This window comes from Paenibacillus sp. 7523-1 (assembly GCF_002276415.1).
Lineage (GTDB): Bacteria > Bacillota > Bacilli > Paenibacillales > Paenibacillaceae > Paenibacillus > Paenibacillus illinoisensis_A.
In genome coordinates, this window is record NZ_NPBR01000005.1 from 903,925 (window position 1) to 922,021 (window position 18,097).

15 protein-coding genes are annotated in these 18,097 nt (G+C 46.6%); all 15 read right to left on the minus strand.

The window, feature by feature from the left end:
• Nucleotides 1–11: 11 nt before the first annotated feature.
• Nucleotides 12–371, minus strand: a complete 360-nt coding sequence (rbfA, locus tag CHH60_RS07420; protein ID WP_095358595.1) for a 30S ribosome-binding factor RbfA — start codon at nt 369–371, stop codon at nt 12–14.
• A 25-nt stretch (nt 372–396) separates the two neighbouring features.
• A complete protein-coding gene (gene infB / locus CHH60_RS07425; RefSeq protein ID WP_095358596.1) occupies nt 397–2,997 on the minus strand; it encodes a translation initiation factor IF-2 in 2,601 nt (866 codons plus the stop codon).
• A complete protein-coding gene (locus CHH60_RS07430) occupies nt 2,990–3,319 on the minus strand; it encodes a L7Ae/L30e/S12e/Gadd45 family ribosomal protein (RefSeq protein ID WP_170948040.1) in 330 nt (109 codons plus the stop codon). The genes infB and CHH60_RS07430 overlap by 8 nt, the downstream gene beginning before the upstream one ends.
• Nucleotides 3,309–3,617: an RNase P modulator RnpM gene (gene rnpM / locus CHH60_RS07435; RefSeq protein WP_095287722.1), complete on the minus strand. Its 309-nt coding sequence runs from the start codon at nt 3,615–3,617 to the stop codon at nt 3,309–3,311. Before rnpM ends, CHH60_RS07430 begins: the two co-directional genes overlap by 11 nt.
• 25 nt (nt 3,618–3,642) lie before the next feature.
• On the minus strand, nt 3,643–4,740 hold the full coding sequence (gene nusA, locus CHH60_RS07440) for a transcription termination factor NusA (RefSeq protein WP_095358597.1): 1,098 nt from the start codon (nt 4,738–4,740) through the stop codon (nt 3,643–3,645).
• Nucleotides 4,741–4,863: 123 nt separating this feature from the next.
• Nucleotides 4,864–5,325 (minus strand): ribosome maturation factor RimP, encoded by a 462-nt coding sequence (rimP, locus tag CHH60_RS07445; RefSeq protein WP_095358598.1) that lies wholly within the window; start codon nt 5,323–5,325, stop codon nt 4,864–4,866.
• A gap of 257 nt (nt 5,326–5,582) precedes the next feature.
• A complete protein-coding gene (locus CHH60_RS07450; RefSeq protein WP_095358599.1) occupies nt 5,583–9,905 on the minus strand; it encodes a PolC-type DNA polymerase III in 4,323 nt (1,440 codons plus the stop codon).
• A gap of 146 nt (nt 9,906–10,051) precedes the next feature.
• Nucleotides 10,052–11,506, minus strand: coding sequence for a proline--tRNA ligase (proS, locus tag CHH60_RS07455; protein WP_095358600.1), 1,455 nt, complete (start codon nt 11,504–11,506; stop codon nt 10,052–10,054).
• A 62-nt stretch (nt 11,507–11,568) separates the two neighbouring features.
• Nucleotides 11,569–12,840 carry an RIP metalloprotease RseP gene (rseP, locus tag CHH60_RS07460; RefSeq protein ID WP_095358601.1) on the minus strand — a complete coding sequence of 424 codons (1,272 nt, stop codon included), beginning with the start codon at nt 12,838–12,840 and terminating at the stop codon, nt 11,569–11,571.
• A 113-nt stretch (nt 12,841–12,953) separates the two neighbouring features.
• Nucleotides 12,954–14,093: a 1-deoxy-D-xylulose-5-phosphate reductoisomerase gene (locus tag CHH60_RS07465; protein ID WP_095358602.1), complete on the minus strand. Its 1,140-nt coding sequence runs from the start codon at nt 14,091–14,093 to the stop codon at nt 12,954–12,956.
• A gap of 77 nt (nt 14,094–14,170) precedes the next feature.
• Nucleotides 14,171–14,965, minus strand: coding sequence for a phosphatidate cytidylyltransferase (locus CHH60_RS07470; RefSeq protein WP_095358603.1), 795 nt, complete (start codon nt 14,963–14,965; stop codon nt 14,171–14,173).
• Nucleotides 14,966–14,981: 16 nt separating this feature from the next.
• Nucleotides 14,982–15,749, minus strand: a complete 768-nt coding sequence (locus CHH60_RS07475) for an isoprenyl transferase (protein ID WP_095358604.1) — start codon at nt 15,747–15,749, stop codon at nt 14,982–14,984.
• Between the two features lie 89 nt (nt 15,750–15,838).
• A complete protein-coding gene (gene frr / locus CHH60_RS07480; protein ID WP_095287800.1) occupies nt 15,839–16,393 on the minus strand; it encodes a ribosome recycling factor in 555 nt (184 codons plus the stop codon).
• Nucleotides 16,393–17,121, minus strand: a complete 729-nt coding sequence (pyrH, locus tag CHH60_RS07485) for a UMP kinase (protein WP_095287801.1) — start codon at nt 17,119–17,121, stop codon at nt 16,393–16,395. Before pyrH ends, frr begins: the two co-directional genes overlap by 1 nt.
• A 229-nt stretch (nt 17,122–17,350) precedes the next feature.
• A complete protein-coding gene (gene tsf, locus CHH60_RS07490; RefSeq protein ID WP_095287802.1) occupies nt 17,351–18,001 on the minus strand; it encodes a translation elongation factor Ts in 651 nt (216 codons plus the stop codon).
• Nucleotides 18,002–18,097 lie beyond the last annotated feature (96 nt).

Here is an 18,097-nt window from a genome sequence, read left to right on the forward strand (position 1 = left end):
CCTTTATGCTGTTACTGGGATTCGTTCTTGTCGGTACCGATGTCGCCAAGCAGCTTCTCAATACGGCTGCCATAAGCGATCGATTCGTCGATCTTGAATATCAATTCAGGTACATGGCGAAGTCTAATTCGCTTGCCCAGCTCGGAACGCAAAAATCCATTTGCTTTATCGAGTGCTTTAAGCGAGTTATCTTTTTGCTCCTGTTCACCGAAGACACTCAGATAAACTTTGGCTTGCGACAAGTCGTTAGTCACGTCGACACCTGTTACGGTAATGAAGCCGATACGTGGATCTTTCAGTTCGGACTGGATGAGCACGCTCAATTCTTTCTTGATCTGCTCGCCCACTCTACCTGTACGAATCTTGGCCATAGTTGTTCACCTCATGCTTCCTTGCTTATCGTTGTACCGTCTCCATAACAAAGGCTTCGATAACGTCGCCTTCTTTGAGATCGTTATAGTTATCAAGAGTAATACCACATTCGTAGCCTTGAGCTACTTCTTTGGCATCATCTTTGTAACGTTTCAGTGAATCAAGCTTACCTTCGTAAAGAACAATGCCATCACGAATCAAGCGTGCTTCCGCTGAGCGTGTAATTTTGCCGGAGGTAACCATACATCCTGCAATGGTACCCACTTTGCTGATTTTGAACGTACTGCGAACTTCAGCATGACCGATTACATTTTCTTTGTAGATCGGATCAAGCATTCCTTTCATCGCCTGTTCAATCTCTTCAATAACGCTATAGATGACACGGTGAAGACGGATGTCTACTTGCTCTTGATCTGCAGTTATTTTCGCCTGATTGTCAGGACGAACGTTGAAACCGATCACGATGGCATTTGATGCAGCAGCCAAGATGATGTCGGATTCGGTAATTGCACCAGCACCGCTATGAATGATCTTCACGCGCACGCCTTCAACCTCGATTTTTGCAAGTGAACCCTTCAATGCTTCAACAGAACCTTGAACGTCACCTTTGATAATGACATTCAGATCTTTGATTTCGCCATCTTTGATGTGTTGGAACAGATCGTCCAGTGTTACACGTGTGTTGGTACCCAGATCGGATTCACGTTGCGTGATCGCACGTTTATCAGCGATAGAACGAGCTTTACGCTCATCCTCAAATACCATGAATGGATCTCCCGCACCTGGAACTTCAGTCAACCCTGTGATCTCAACAGGAGTAGAAGGTCCAGCTTCTTTCAGACGGCGACCTTTATCATTCACCATCGCACGTACGCGACCGAAGCAGTTACCTGCTACAAAGGCATCTCCAACTTTCAACGTACCATGCTGTACCAAAATACGGGCAACTGGGCCGCGTCCTTTATCCAGCTCGGCTTCGATCACTGTACCACGGGCACGTTTGTCCGGGTTCGCTTTGTACTCGTTCACTTCAGCAACGAGCAGGATCATTTCAAGGAGACCTTCCAGACCCATTCTTTGTTTCGCCGAAACGTTAACAAAGATGGTGTCGCCGCCCCATTCTTCCGGAACGAGTTCATAGTTGGTCAGTTCTTGTTTTACTTTGTCCGGATCTGCACCAGGCTTATCGATTTTGTTAACCGCAACGATAATAGGCAGACCGGCTGCTTTTGCGTGGTTAATAGCTTCAACAGTCTGTGGCATAACGCCGTCATCCGCAGCAACAACGATGATGGTAATATCCGTTACTTGTGCACCACGAGCACGCATCGCTGTAAACGCTTCGTGACCCGGTGTATCCAGGAACGTGATTTTTTTGTTGTTGATTTCTACTTGATAAGCACCGATATGCTGCGTGATTCCGCCAGCTTCGCCGCCCGTTACATTCGTGGAACGAATGGCATCAAGCAGTGTTGTTTTACCATGGTCAACGTGACCCATAATCGTTACAACTGGAGGACGGGATTGCAGATCCGCAGGATCATCGTTCTCTTCCACAGTTTCGAAACGATCGTCTTCAAGCACAATCTTCACTTCAACCTCAACACCGAATTCACCTGCGAGCAGAAGAATGGTATCGATATCGAGCTCTTGGTTAATTGTAGCCATAACACCCATACCAATGAGTTTCTTGATAACTTCGGAAGCATCTTTGTGAAGCAGCTTCGCTGTTTCACCCACAGTCATATCACCACGTACGATGATTTTCTTAGGTGTGTTATCAATTTTCTCGCGTTGTTGGTACTGCTGCTGGTTTCTGTTACGGTTGTTCTTGCCACCACGGTTACCGCGGAAGTTGCCGCCACGGTTGTCATCGTAACGACGTCCACCGCCGCCACTGTTTGAACGGTTGCCGTTGTTATTACCGGAATTCCCTTGACCGCCTCTGCGCTGACCTTGACCTTGATTCTGTCCTTGGCCACCGCTGCGGTTACCGCCATTGCCAGTGTTGCTTGGCCCAGCGCTTCTCACTTGACCGCCACCACTGTTGTTAGGCCGTTGTCCTGAACCTTGTGGACGTGAAGCTGTGCTGCTTGTTCCGCCTTGTGGACGTGAAGACGTACTACTTTGTCCGCCTTGCGAAGGTCTGGAACGATTACCTGTTTGTCCGCCCTGGCTGGAGCCTTGGGAAGAGTTCGTTCTGTTGCGGCTATCTTGGCCGCTGGGTCTTTGGGAGCCGTTGTTATTGTTTGAATTTGGTCTATTGTTCATACCTACCTGCTTTTCCTGTTGTATTTTTGTTTGTACGGGACTACCGGATGAATTACTGTTGTTCGGCGTGTTCGCTCCGCCGGCCGGCTTGTTGCTGTCCACTGTTTTTTCACTGCGCACGGACGAAGTAGCGACTGGTTTAGCCTCGCTGTTCTGTTTCGATGCTGCAGTGGATTTTATATCTTTAAAAAATTGTTCCACCTTACCCACTGAACCATTCTCCATGACGCTCATATGATTGTTTACGGGAATATCCAGTTTTTTAAGAATGGTTATAATTTCTTTGCTGCTCATATTAAGGGACTTCGCATATTCATAAACTCGCAATTTATCCTTGTTTTCCTGTTTACTCAATATACTCCACCTCCGACATTATACCGACTTGCTTGGAGATCATTTTTGCAAACCCACGGTCCGTTACCGCAAGAACAACCCGCGTTTCTTTACCGATACTTGAACCCAGACTATCCCGGTCAAATCCGATCACCAGCGGAACTTTGTAGGTTCCGCATTTGTCGCGAAATTTCTTCTGTGTATTGGCCGAGGCGTCACCCGCAACAATAACCATCTTAGCTTCGGAAGAACGGATCGCCTTGAGCACGATTTCTTCACCTGTCACCAGTTTGCCTGCGCGCATGGAGAGTCCCAGATAAGACAACGCTTTGTTATTCATCATGATCACGCTCCTGCGCTGCGATGAAATCATCTTCAACCGAAGCGAAATCAGCAGCCAATTGCTCGTAAATTTCAGGTGAAACCTTGCCCTTCAACGCCCGATCCAAAGACCGGTTTTTGAGTGCAAGTTTAAAACAGGATTCCTTGCCGCATAAATAAGCACCACGTCCGGACTTTTTGCCAGTCAAATCGATCAGCACTTCATCCTCTGGCGTTTTAACGATACGGATCAGTTGCTTTTTGGGCATCATTTCTTGGCACGCCACACATTTGCGCAGCGGTACTTTTTTCTGTTTCATACGTTAGCGCCCCCCGTGCTTTACTTTAATCGACGGAGACGGAATCTTGGTGCATTTCTGAAGAAGAGTCTTTTTCTCTGCCGAATTCCTGTTCCGCCTGGCTCTCGCTCTTGATGTCGATTTTCCAGCCGGTCAGCTTCGCTGCCAAGCGGGCATTTTGGCCCTTGATGCCGATAGCGAGGGACAGTTGATAGTCCGGTACGATGACACGGGCCATCTTCTCTTCTTCAAATGCTTGAACTTCCAACACTTTGGAAGGACTCAATGCATTAGCCACATATTCGTCTACCTGTTCGGAGTAACGAACGATGTCAATTTTTTCACCGCGCAGCTCACCCACAATGGTCTGCACGCGCATGCCTTTAGGGCCTACACATGATCCAACCGGGTCAACTTCCTCATTGCGAGAATGTACGGCAATTTTGGAGCGGAAGCCCGCTTCACGTGCAACGGAGCGAATCTCAACAACTCCATCAAAGATTTCAGGAACTTCCAGTTCAAAGAGACGTTTCAATAGACCCGGATGTGTGCGGGACAAAATGATTTGCGGCCCTTTGGTCGTATTCTCGACCTTAGTGATGTATGCCTTGATACGGTCACCATGAACAAATTTTTCATTCGGCATCAATTCGGTTAACGGTAATGCCGCTTCGATTTTGCCCAGATCGATGTAGATATTGCGCAAATCCTGACGCTGCACCACTCCCGTAACGATATCCTCTTCCTTGTCTACGAAAGCGTTGTAGATCAGGCCGCGTTCGGCTTCACGAATCCGCTGGGTCACTACCTGTTTGGCAGTCTGTGCGGCGATACGTCCGAAATCGCGCGGCGTAACCTCAATCTCCGCAATATCTTCCAGCTGGAAGTGTGGGTTAATTTCACGTGCAGCAGGCAACGAAATTTCGGTGCGTGAATCGAGGACTTCCTCCACGATTAATTTGCGTGCATATACACGAATAACTCCAGTGTTGCGGTTCATATCAACACGCACGTTTTGAGCGGTGTTGAAATTACGTTTGTAGCTGGAGATTAATGCCGCCTCAATCGCTTCAAACAGCACATCCTTGCTGATCCCTTTTTCCCGCTCCAATTCATTCATTGCTTCAATAAAATCCATACTCATGAATGTTGATCCCCCTTTCAAACATGGCATCTCATACGTAAAACGGCGAAAGGCTCAAAACTCATGAGCACCTTGCCGTTATCGTGAGATGTGTCTTTTTCATTAATAAAGTGAACAAGGCACTTAAAACAGAATGGCCAAGCGCGCACTGGCTACCTTATCATAAGGAACCGAGTACTGCTTCTTGCCTGCTTCGATCACAAGTTCCCCGTTATCAAAGGAAAGCAGTTTACCTTCAAACTCCTTGATTCCATTCACTGCTTCGTAGGTAGTAACAAATACGTTTTTCCCTACGGATTTTGCAACATCCTCCGCTTTTTTCAGTGGACGTTCAGCTCCCGGAGAAGACACTTCAAGGAAATAGACGGTTGGAATCGGATCGTTCTCATCCAGCTTGGCGCTCAGCTGTTCGCTGATCAAGACACAATCATCGATGTCGATGCCACCCTCTTTGTCGACATAAACCCGTAAAAACCAGTTACTGCCTTCTTTGACGTAATCGATGTCAACCAGCTCGAAGCCTTGTTCATTCAAGTAGGGTTGGATCATTTCTTCCACGGTAGATTTAATCTTCGTTGTGCTCAAAACCGATAACCTCCAACTTAGGTTACGCCGACATGTTAAGCCGACAATTTCGTAATACCCAAGATTCTTGTATACCAAAGACTAAAGAGTGGGTTTCCCCACTCTTCAGAAATTCGTACTATCTCGTTCACTTCAGAAATTATAACATAGTCTGGTAATAGTGACAAGTAAGCGATCTTTCAGGTCAATTGCGTACTAATGAAGAAAAAATCACGCAACCCTCTGAAAGGCGTTTTTTTTGACGGGTTAAGCTTCCATCAAAACAGGGATAATTGATTGCTTTCCGGCAGCCCCCGGAAACAGCCCATGCCAGACAATAGTTCGACAATCGTTTTACTTGCCTTGGATTTTTGCTGAAAATCTTCAATCGACAGAAACTCACCATGATCTCTTGCCGCCGCAATATTACGTGCTGCATTATCACCGATTCCCGCCAGTGCAGAAAATGGAGGAACCAGTGCATTTCCGTCTACGATAAATTTGGTAGCTTCAGAACGATACAAATCAATCGGTTTGAGTGAGAATCCACGAGCTGCCATTTCCAGAGCCATCTCAAGCACAGGAAGCATGTTTTTTTCTTTTGGCGGTGCCTGGAAACCCAATTGTTCAATTTCAACAATTTTCCGATAGATCGCATCGTACCCCTGACAAACCAGCTCGATGTCAAACTCATCTGCACGAACTGTAAAATAGGTTGCGTAGAATTCAATAGGATGATACAGCTTGAAGAATGCAGTACGAACTGCCGAAATGACATAAGCGGCCGCGTGGGCCTTCGGGAACATGTACTGGATTTTGAGGCAGGAGTCAATGTACCATTGTGGCACTTTGCAGTTTTTCATCTCATCAATCCACTCCTGAGGCAACCCCCGCCCTTTACGAACACTCTCTGTAATCTTAAAGGCCAGACTTGCATCCATCCCCGCTTTATAAATGAGGAATAACATGATATCATCCCGGCAACCAATTACCGTTTTAATGTTACATGTACCGTTCTTGATCAATTCTTGTGCGTTTCCAAGCCAAACCCCTGTTCCGTGGGACAACCCCGAAATTTGCAATAAATCGGCAAAAGACGACGGCTGGGATTCGACAAGCATTTGTCGCACAAACTTCGTCCCCATCTCCGGCACACCAAAGGTTGCAACAGGTGAACGGATCTGTTCAGGAGTTACTCCCAGTGCTTCCGTAGAGTTGAACATGCTCATGACTTTCGGATCATTCATCGGAATGGTGGTAGGATCGACCCCGGTCAGATCCTGCAGCATCCGCATCATCGTCGGATCATCATGTCCTAGAATATCCAGTTTCAACAAGTTCTCTTCAAAGGCATGATAATCAAAGTGCGTTGTTTTCCACTCTGCATTAACGTCATCCGCAGGATATTGAACAGGAGTGACATCTTCCACTTCAATATAATCCGGCACAACGACAATTCCCCCGGGATGTTGTCCCGTGCTCCGCTTGACCCCTGTACAACCTGAAGCCAGTCGATTCAATTCTGCTCCGCGCCATTTCTTATGATGCTCTTCCTCATATTTCTTGGCGAAACCAAAAGCTGTCTTCTCGGCAACGGTACCAATGGTTCCAGCCCGAAACACGCTTTTTTCACTAAAGAGTACTTTCGTGTAGTTGTGAGCATGTGGCTGGTAATCACCCGAAAAGTTCAAATCGATATCGGGAACCTTGTCCCCCTTAAAGCCAAGGAACGTCTCAAACGGTATATCTTGCCCTTCTCCCTTCAGTCTGCCTCCGCAGTCGGGACATTCCTTCTCTGGAAGGTCGAATCCACTTGGTACACTTCCGTCCAGGAACCATTCGCTGTGCTTACATTCAGAGTTTACACAGATATAGTGAGCCGGAAGCGGATTAACCTCGGAGATGCCAAGGAAGGTTGCGACAACCGATGATCCTACAGATCCCCGGGAGCCAACCAGATAACCATCCTGATTCGATTTTTTCACCAGACGCTCCGAGATCAGATAGTTGGCGGAGAAACCGTATTTGATGATCGGCTGGAGCTCTTTCTCTAGGCGTGCCACTATGACTTCAGGCAGGTCTTCACCATATATCGACTTTGCCGTATTGTAGCAGGTATTCCGAATCTCTTCGTCCGCACCTTCCAGTATTGGCGTAAACAGTTTATCCGGGAACAGCTTGATTTCCTCAAAGCGATCAGCAAGTTCTATCGTATTCGTGACGACAACCTCGTAGGCTTTATCCTGACCCAGGAACTGGAATTCCTCCAACATTTCTGCTGTGGTTCTAAAATGGGCATCCGGTTTGCGCTGGTCTTTCAGCGGACTGAAACCGGTAATTCCGTGGATGGTAATATCCCGATAGATTTTGTCCCTCGGCTCCAAATAGTGCACATTGCCTGTAGCAATAACCGGCTTGTTCAATTTGGCTCCGATATCAATTACTTTACGAACCGCAAGTTTCAGTTCCTCCGGTGTGGCCACAAGTCCCTTGTCCACTAGATGCATATACATCGTAAGGGGTTGAATCTCCAAAATGTCGTAAAACTCGGCGATTTCTTCGGCCTCTTCCAGTGATTTATTCAGAACAGCCTCGAAGAATTCTCCTTTTTCACATCCGGATATAATAACCAGTCCTTCGCGCAAGCCGACCAGTTTAGACTTCGGAATACATGGGACACGCTTGAAGTATTCCGTATGAGACAAGGACACCAGTTTATACAAATTCTTCTTGCCGACATCATTCAATGCGTAAATCCCGCAGTGGAATGGACGTGTATTCGACAGATCAACCCCAACGTAATCGTTCAACCGGTCCAGCATGGTTAAGCCTTTTAACTGGGCTGCATCATTCACTAGTCCATTCAGGATTCCAGCAAGTGCAATCGTATCATCAATCGCCCTGTGATGGCTTTCCAGTGCAACTTTGTATTTGTCAGCCAATGTGTTGAGTCGGTGGTTTTTCATTTTTGGATACAAAAGCCGCGCCAATTCCAACGTATCCAGCACAGGGTTTGGCAGCTCAGGCATACCCAAATTTTTAAGGGACGCCTGGATAAAGCCCATATCAAATCGTGCATTGTGCGCGACCAGCACGCCATCACCCGCAAACGCAACAAAGTCACGAATGACCGGTTCAAGCTCCGGTGCATCTTTGACCATCTCATCCGTAATGTTGGTCAATTGCTGAATGTTGTACGGGATTCGTTCATGTGGGTTTACAAAGGTGGCAAACCGGTCGATCTCTTTGCCCTCTTGCACTTTAACCGCAGCAATCTCAATAATCTTGTTCTGTGTAACGGAAAGACCCGTCGTCTCGATATCGAATACGATGTAGGTCGCAGTTTTCAGATCAATTGGCTGTGGTGCCAGAACAACGGCAACGGAATCATTCACTACATTGGCCTCTAGGCCGTATATCATTTTGATGCCGTTTTTCTTCGCTGCTTTGGCTGCCTCCGGATAGACTTGTACTCCACCGTGATCGGTGACGGCAATTGCCTTGTGTCCCCACTCCGCAGCAGTTTTCACATATTTATCGATGGAGGTTACAGCATCCATGGTACTCATAGTTGAATGCAGATGGAATTCCACCCGTTTCTCCTGCGCGGTATCTTTTCTTGATGGAGGTGCTTTGATTTCGGTCAGATCCGAAGGAATCATGGCCAGTTCAGGAATTTGCATAAACCGGTCGTACTCTACGCGTCCGCGAACCTTGACCCATTTCCCATTGGCCAGGAGGCTCAAGATTTTAACATCCTCTTTTGTCTTCGCAAACATCTTCATCTGCATCGAATCTGTAAAGTCGGTCAGATAGAAGGTAAACAGCGTATTTCCGTTCCGCAGCTCCTTGCGGTCCAGACCAAAGATCGAGCCCTGAAGTGTAATTTTCTTCTCTTCATCCTGAACGTCCTGCATCGGTACAGCTGGCTCTTTGATCTCATAGCCCATCTGCAAGCGTACATCGCCCTGATCTTCGTCTTCTGGAGCTTCCATTTCGGTCACTTCGCTCATCATCTGTTCGATGACCTGTCGCTCCTCAACCTTCTTCTGCGCCTGGAACTGCTCCATCGCTTCCTTATTGCTTCCCACTTCACCAACTTGTAGTTTAATGCGGAGCGGGAGATGAAAATACTTTTCATAGAATGTTGTAATCGCTTGATCAATCTGTTTCTTGCGCGCCAGCTCCATCGATGTAGAATCACTCATGGTCAATTGCAGCAAATCTGCTTCACATTCAAAGGTAGTTCGGTTCATCCATCCATTTACGGATGGAATCTCGCGAGTAACCCATTCTAGAAACAAATTCCAATATTCACTGACAATATCACCGGGCTGCACTTGCTCTGTATACTTAAAACCAAATGTAATTTTGGCGATATGATTCATTTTCTCCTGAATATGCAGGCTAAACGTACGATAGATCGGCGCAGGGACCAACGTATCCTTACAGATCAGGATATGCCATTCCCGGTTGCTGCGGTTCGTCTCTACCTGTTCAATCCATCCGTCCAGAAAATAGGGATCGGTCAAACCTGCAGGCAGCTCTGCCTGTTTCATCAACAATTCAAACCGTTTTCGTTTCTCCTCGAATCCACTCATCGTGTTCCTCCTTGTACCCCCTTAAAACATGAAAAGCTCCTGCAATCAAAAATGTCCCCGATCCGAACCCGCACCGACTCATTTTATCCGACAGAAGCCTTCCACTACTTACTCATACGGAGAATATTCCTGATGTTAATGATGACCTAGTAGGCTCTTGCAAACACTACTGTGTTCTTCGCCTTTTCACCACAAGCCAGGCACGTATGCTTTTCTTCCGCAGGCTGGAACGGAATGTTCCGGCTTGTTGCACCTGTTACTTCTCTTACTTTATCTTCGCAAGCTTCGGAGCCGCACCAGCCGGCCAGCGTAAAGCCACGTTTGTTTTCCATCAATTCCTTCATCTCATCGAGCGTATCTACAGAGTAGAAGTTGTCCGACATAAATGTCCGTGCACGTTCCAGCATATCAGATTGAACCTGATTCAGCATATTCTGAATTTCTTCCACCAGATTCGCCTGCTCTACTACTTTTTTCTCACCAGTGATCCGAGACACAAGCACACATACACCATTTTCCATATCGCGAGGACCAATCTCGAGACGAATTGGAACTCCGCGCATCTCGTATTCATTGAATTTCCAGCCTGGACGAACGTCGCTGCGGTCATCCATTTTAACACGAATGCCTGCTTTTTTCAGTTCAGCGAACAATTCGTCCGCACGACCCACAACGGCATCACGTGTTTTTGGCGGTCCAATCGGAATCATCACGACTTGGGTTGGTGCCACTTTTGGAGGAAGTGCCAGGCCACGATCATCACCGTGCACCATGATCAGCGCACCGATCAAGCGTGTACTTACGCCCCACGATGTCGTATACGCATGCTCAAGCACATTTTCCCTGCTGAGATACTGAATTTCAAATGCTTTTGCAAAGTTAGTACCCATGAAGTGAGAAGTTCCGGCCTGTACGGCACGTCCATCTTTCATCATCGCTTCGATGGAGTATGTATCCACCGCACCTGCAAATTTCTCTGATGGCGTTTTTTGACCAGTGATGACCGGGATTGCCAAATACTCTTCTACGACTTCGCGATAGATTTCAAGCATGCGCATCGTTTCTTCACGTGCTTCTTCTTCCGTTTCGTGAGCCGTATGACCTTCCTGCCAGAGGAATTCGCTTGTCCGCAGGAAAGGCAATGTTCTTTTCTCCCAACGAACAACGTTAGCCCACTGGTTGATCAGAACTGGCAGATCACGATAGGATTGAATCCATTTGGAATACATGTGACCAATGATGGTTTCGGAAGTCGGACGAATTGCCAGGCGTTCTTCCAGCTTTTCACCACCAGCTTCGGTAACCCAAGGCAATTCCGGGTTAAATCCTTCAACATGTTCTTTTTCTTTTTGGAAAAAGCTCTCTGGAATGAACATCGGGAAATACGCATTGCGATGGCCCGTTTCGCGGAAACGACGATCAAGTTCATCCTTGATATGTTCCCAGATTTCAAATCCGTCAGGCTTGAACACAATACATCCGCGAACCGGCGAATAATCCATCAGATCGGCCTTTTTTATAACATCAATGTACCAACGGGAGAAATCCTCGCCCTGTGGTGTGATTTCAGTCACGAATTGTTTATCATTTTCCTTTGACATAAGACTCCAGCGTCCTCCCATAACGACCCTCTCTGCAAATTCAGAGTGTAGTCAAACCATAATTATCCGTTAATTAAACGTAGTATATCATTATATGTTACAGCCAGCATCAGTACAAACAGCATGGCAAAGCCTACAAAGTGAACCATACCTTCACGGTTAGGATCAACAGGCCGTCCTCTTAGCGCTTCAATTCCAAGGAATACCAATCGGCTGCCATCCAGCGCAGGTATTGGCAACAGGTTGAAGATTCCAAGATACAAACTCAAAATAGCAGCCCATCTTGTTAGTTGTTCAATGCCCTGTTTGGCAATCTGACCTGTTACTTCAAATGTACGTACCGGTCCGCCAATGTCGTCCATGTTAAACTGATTAATCAGATGTTTGAAACCTTCAAAGATGACTTTTGTGGTATCCACCATGGCTAAACCTGATACTTTGAACGTTTCTGCAAATCCAACAGATCGGGTGGGCAGTGTTGGCACGATTCCCACCTTACCACCCTCTTGTCCCTCTACAGTACGGGGCGTAATCGTTATATTGAACGTTTCATCTCCCCGACGCAGGGTCCATTCCATCGGCTTGTCTTTCGACTCAGCAATCATAGCCACCATTTTTTGCGAATCAATACCTATAGCCGTACCATTGATGGTCTCAATGATATCTCCTTCTTTCAGGTTGGCCTGGTCGGCAGCGCCGCCCTCAAGTACTTCACCGATTTGCAGATTTTTAGGGTTTTCCACCGGAACTCCGGCCATTTGTGCATACACAGCAAACAAGACAAAAGCCAGAATGAAGTTCATCAATGGTCCAGCAAAAATCGCCATCGCCCGTTGTCCAACCGTCTTGCTGCCAAACTGCCGGTCTTTCGGAGCAATTTGTGTTTGTTTACCGCGACTAACGAGCATTGCTTGTGGATGTATGCGGTAGTGTTGTACCTCTCCATCAACATCCAATTGCATTTTCAACGCATTCTCCATATCAATGGAGATCACTTCGCCACGTATTACATTTTTACGATTATCCAATTGGTCCAGATAAATCATTTTCACTTGATCATCCATCGGTCTAACCGCAATAGTCTGACCCTCTTGGATTTCTACAAGCTCGGGGTCTTCACCAGCCATACGTGCATATCCGCCAAATGGAAGCAAACGCAATGTAAACTGGGTCTCGTTTCTTTTATATGAGAACAATTTGGGACCAAAACCGATCGCAAATTCCCTTACAAGAATACCGGCGCGTTTGGCAAAATAATAATGCCCCCATTCATGAACCGTCACGATGACAAAGAACATGAGCACCGTTAAAAATACAACTTGTATGGTTTCCAATCCCTATCCATCCTCCTTCACGGCACGAACCGAAGTCTGTCCCTTTAGATTATCATTATTCCAAGGTGCCGCACAAGAGAATCACTTCTTCCATATTTGTGATGAAAAAAGGATTACAGACTAAAAGCATGTTTACGACTTTCCTGGTCACATCTTGCAATTTCTTCGAGATCAGGATTGTCCACATTGCGGTGTGCATCCAGCACGGAAGCAATAATATCCTCTATTTTAAGGAACGAAATCTCTTTGCGCAAGAAGCGTGCCACAGCAACCTCATTCGCGGCATTAAATGCCGTAGTTGCAGTCCCTCCCATTTTACCACACTCATAAGCAAGTCTTAAACAAGGGAACCGTTCCATATCCATCTCACGGAATTGCAGCTTGCCTGCTTGGGCCAAAGAGAGTCGCTGTGCTGGTGAAGGCAGCCGATCCGGATAAGTTAACGCGTACTGAATCGGAACACGCATGTCCGGATTGCCAAGTTGAGCAATGATGCTCGTATCCTCAAATTCAACATAGGAATGTATAATACTCTCTGGGTGAAGCAGCACGTCAATCTGGTCATAGGTCAACCCGAACAACCAATGAGCCTCTATCACTTCCAAGCCTTTATTCACCATCGTTGCGGAATCAATCGTGATTTTGGAGCCCATCGACCAATTGGGATGCTTCAGGGCATCTTCAACCGTAACATCCCGCAGCTGTTCACGTGAGAAATCGCGGAAAGAACCCCCTGAGGCCGTAAGGGTAATTCCTGCTACCCGGTTACGGTTTTCTCCGTTAAAACATTGAAATATCGCAGAGTGCTCGCTATCGATCGGCAGCAGAGAGACACCTTTTTCCACAGCTCGCGCTGTCACAATATGTCCTGCTGTCACCAGAGTTTCCTTATTGGCAAGCCCTATTTGTTTGCCTGCTTCAATGGCAGCCAGTGTTGATTCGAGTCCTACGCTCCCCATGACAGCTGTCACCACAGTATCTGCGTCTGTCCCGGCTGCTACTTCCACCAAGCCCTCTTTTCCATAAAAGAGCTGCGTTCCCGCAGGTAAGTGCGGGGCGACCGTCTCAGCCAATTCTTTGGTACCTACAGATACCTTTTTTGGCCGATAGCGATTGGCTTGTTTGATTAAAAGTTCCGTATTCCCTCCGGCAGCCAGGCCCTCCACCTGAAAAAGCTCAGGATGCATGTCAACGACATCCAATGTTTGAGTTCCAATCGAACCGGTGGATCCGAGAATTGCTATTTTCTTCATGCTGCACCTCATCTTTATTTATCCATCGCGTGCATAATTTCGAATCCATTGGTTATACACGTCTTATGTTCAAAACATTAGTAAGGCAGAAGCATTAGTATATGTACAAATGGAAACACAACAATCCAGCTGTCGCACCGATCCAGAATACCTCCATGCCCCGGAAGAAGGTTGCCGGAATCCTTAATATTGTACACACGTTTGTAAGCGGATTGGATTAGGTCCCCCATTTGGCCGACTACAGCACATGCGAGCCCAATCAATATTGCTCTCTGCCAAGATAACAAGCCATCCGATAACACCGCAAACACAACAGATGTTACAACGGCAATCACAATACCGCCCAACGCGCCTTCCACCGTTTTGTTAGGACTTATTGATGGCCATAATTTGTTCTTCCCCATGAGCTTCCCAACAAAGTAGGCACCAGCGTCACTGGCCCAGATTGAGCCTAATAATAGGAATGTCCAAAAGAGCCCGTGATGAAGATGTCTGGACTCAGCAATATAATAAAAACCGATGCCTATATACAGCACACCCAAAAAGAGCATGGCGATTGTATTCACAGGAATCCTGTTCTTGGTTATCACCGAGGCCGTCATTAAAACAAGCATAACCAGCCAACTAATCTGGAACAGCGTCAGCGGTCTGCCTTCCCACACCATTTCCCATGGAAAGACAAGTGCAAAAACACCTGCATATCCAATCAGGGCTACACCTGAAAAAGGTTGTACCCCCGTCATTTTCACAAATTCATAATAACCGATGAGAGCCATAAGCAGTACCAGGCCATGATACCAAGGTCCGCCCAGCATGCAAAAACCCAAAAACAACACACCTGCTACTATCCCTGTCGTTAATCGCTGTTTCAACGGCTTCATCCTCCATCTATTTCAAACCGCCGTAACGCCTTGTTCTGCGCTGATATTCGGCTACTGCTTCAAGCAAGTGCTGTTTGCCAAATTCGGGCCAGTATATATCCGTAAACCATAACTCGCTATATGCAAGCTGCCAAAGCATAAAATTACTGAGCCTTAATTCTCCACTTGTCCGGATTAACAGATCCGGATCAGGCATATCCACAGTCAACATATGTTTGTCTATGAGCTCAGGTGTAATGTCTTCTGCCGAGAGTTCCCCCGACTGGACCTGCAGCGCAATCTGCTTCACACAGTCCGTCATTTCTCGACGACTTCCATAATTCATTGCAAAGTTCAATACAAGCCCCGTATTGTGTTCCGTAAGACGAATTGCTTCACGTAGGGCATTAACGGTATGTGAAGGTAACTTCTCTTCCTGCCCCATCATGCGTATGCGGACATTCTTCTCTATAAGTTCATCTAACTCAATCGCCAGAAATTCTTGTGGAAGTCTCATTAGAAAATCCACTTCTTCTTTTGGACGTGTCCAGTTTTCTGTCGAAAAAGCATACATCGTCAGATATTTGATGCCCAGTTCATCCGCCGCGATGGTTGCACGTTTCACTGCCTTCATGCCATTCTGATGCCCAGCTATGCGTGGCAGACCCAGACGTTTGGCCCATCGACCATTCCCGTCCATAATAATGGCAACGTGCTGCGGGATATTATCCTCGGATATAGTCAGCGTTTCCTGCTTTTCAGCCCCATTCCACCACGACCGAACCCGTTTGATCATTCCTGTTCCTCCAAAATCCCTGAAGTTTCTTCACCTGAAGACTAGAAAAAGAGACAAAACCCCACCGTATTGGAGGGGCTGCGCTTGTCTTACACTTCCATAATTTCTTTTTCTTTGGCAGCGAGTACCTTATCGACTTCAGCAATAAACTTGTCGGTCGATTTTTGGATATCGTCCTGATGTCTCCGGGACTCGTCCTCGGAAATCTCTGACTTCTCCATTTTTTTGATATCATCATTCGCATCACGACGAATGTTACGAATCGCAACTTTCCCTTCTTCGCCGAACTTTTTCGTCAGTTTAACGAGTTCTGTTCTGCGCTCCTCTGTAAGTGGAGGAATGGACAAACGAATCATGTTACCATCGTTGGCCGGTGTTAATCCCAGATCCGACTTCATGATCGCACGTTCAATTTCGCCCATAGAAGATTTGTCCCACGGCTGAATCATCAGCGTACGGGAATCTGGTGTGCTAATATTTGCAAGTTGATTAAGTGGTGTCATTGCTCCATAATACTCTACCTGAACCCGGTCCAGAAGAGCCGGAGTTGCACGTCCTGCACGCAAAGTGGCAAGATCACGACGTAACGCTTGAATGGCTTTATCCATACGTTCTTCGGCATGTTTTTTAACCGCTTCTGGCATTAATCTACACTCCCTTTAACGATTGTTCCGATGCGTTCACCGAGAACTACACGTTTGATGTTACCTTGTTCTGTAATGGCAAATACGATCAACGGAATGTTGTTGTCCATACAGAGCGAGGACGCCGTCGAATCCATTACACCAAGATTTTTGTTAAGTACATCGAGGTAAGTCAGTTGCTCATATTTCTCAGCAGTACTATCCTTGAACGGATCGGCCGAGTATACGCCATCAACTTTGTTTTTAGCCATCAGGATGACCTCTGCTTCGATCTCCGCTGCGCGCAGTGCTGCTGTTGTATCCGTGGAGAAGAACGGGTTACCTGTACCTGCTGCAAAAATAACGACACGGCCTTTCTCTAGATGACGAATAGCTCTGCGACGGATATATGGCTCTGCAATTTGCTGCATGGCAATAGAAGTCTGTACACGTGTAGGCACTTCAATCTGCTCCAATGCATCTTGCAGTGCTAGCGAGTTCATTACTGTAGCTAACATTCCCATATAGTCGGCTGTTGCTCGATCGATGCCGTTTTCGCTGCCGGCGATTCCACGCCAGATGTTTCCACCACCACATACGATGGCAACCTGCACACCAAGTTCAACAACTTCTTTTACCTGCTGAGCAATCGACGAGATCGTCTCTGCATCAATACCATAGCCGTTTTGACCGGAAAGGGACTCCCCACTAACCTTTAAGACAACGCGTTTGAATACTGGCTGTTCCAATTGTTCACCCTCCACTTTAAACTTGAGCACCTTCGGTGTTCAATCAACAAAACTTCTCGCGCATGGCCTCCTGCTTAAAAAGAAAGGAACACGACTGTGTTCCACTCTTTTAGAAAAACGATTAACCGGTTAGGCACTGTTTTCCTGAGATATAAGGGAGCTCTGCTTCGAAGTTTTATCATTCTTATATCTTCGAAAACCAATTTCTGCTTACCGGTATAAAACCGTCTTATTTGTTCACTTGGGACATAACTTCTTCTACGAAGTTATCTACTTTTTTCTCCAAACCTTCACCCAGTTCGTAACGAACGAAACGACGGATGGAGATGTTCTCACCGATTTGGCTGATTTTTTCGTTCAGCAATTGGGAGATTGTTTTGTCTGGATCTTTGACGAAAGTTTGTTCCATCAGGCAGTACTCTTCGTAGTATTTACCGATACGGCCTTCAACCATTTTCTCAACGATTTTTTCTGGTTTGCCTTCGTTCAGCGCTTGAGCTTTCAAGATTTCTTTTTCTTTTTCCAGCTCTTCTGCAGGAACTTCTTCACGAGTTACGAATTTCGGACTAGCTGCAGCGATTTGCATAGCGATGTCTTTAACGAAATCTTTGAATTGGTCTGTTTTACCTACGAAGTCAGTTTCGCAGTTAACTTCTACCAAGACACCAATACGGCCACCAGCGTGGATGTAAGATTCTACAGTACCTTCAGTAGCTGCACGTCCTGCTTTGTTTGCAGCTGCGGAAAGACCTTTCTCACGCAGAATTTCAGCCGCTTTTGTGATATCACCATTTGCTTCTTCCAGTGCTTTTTTGCAATCGAGCATACCAGCGCCCGTTTTTTCACGAAGTTCTTTTACTGCACTCGCGTTAACTGCCATTATTAATTCCCTCCAAAATAAGTATTGTACGTACACGTACACTCTAAAAAAAGGGCAGTGAGAGGTTATCCACCTACCAACCACCCTTTTCATTTA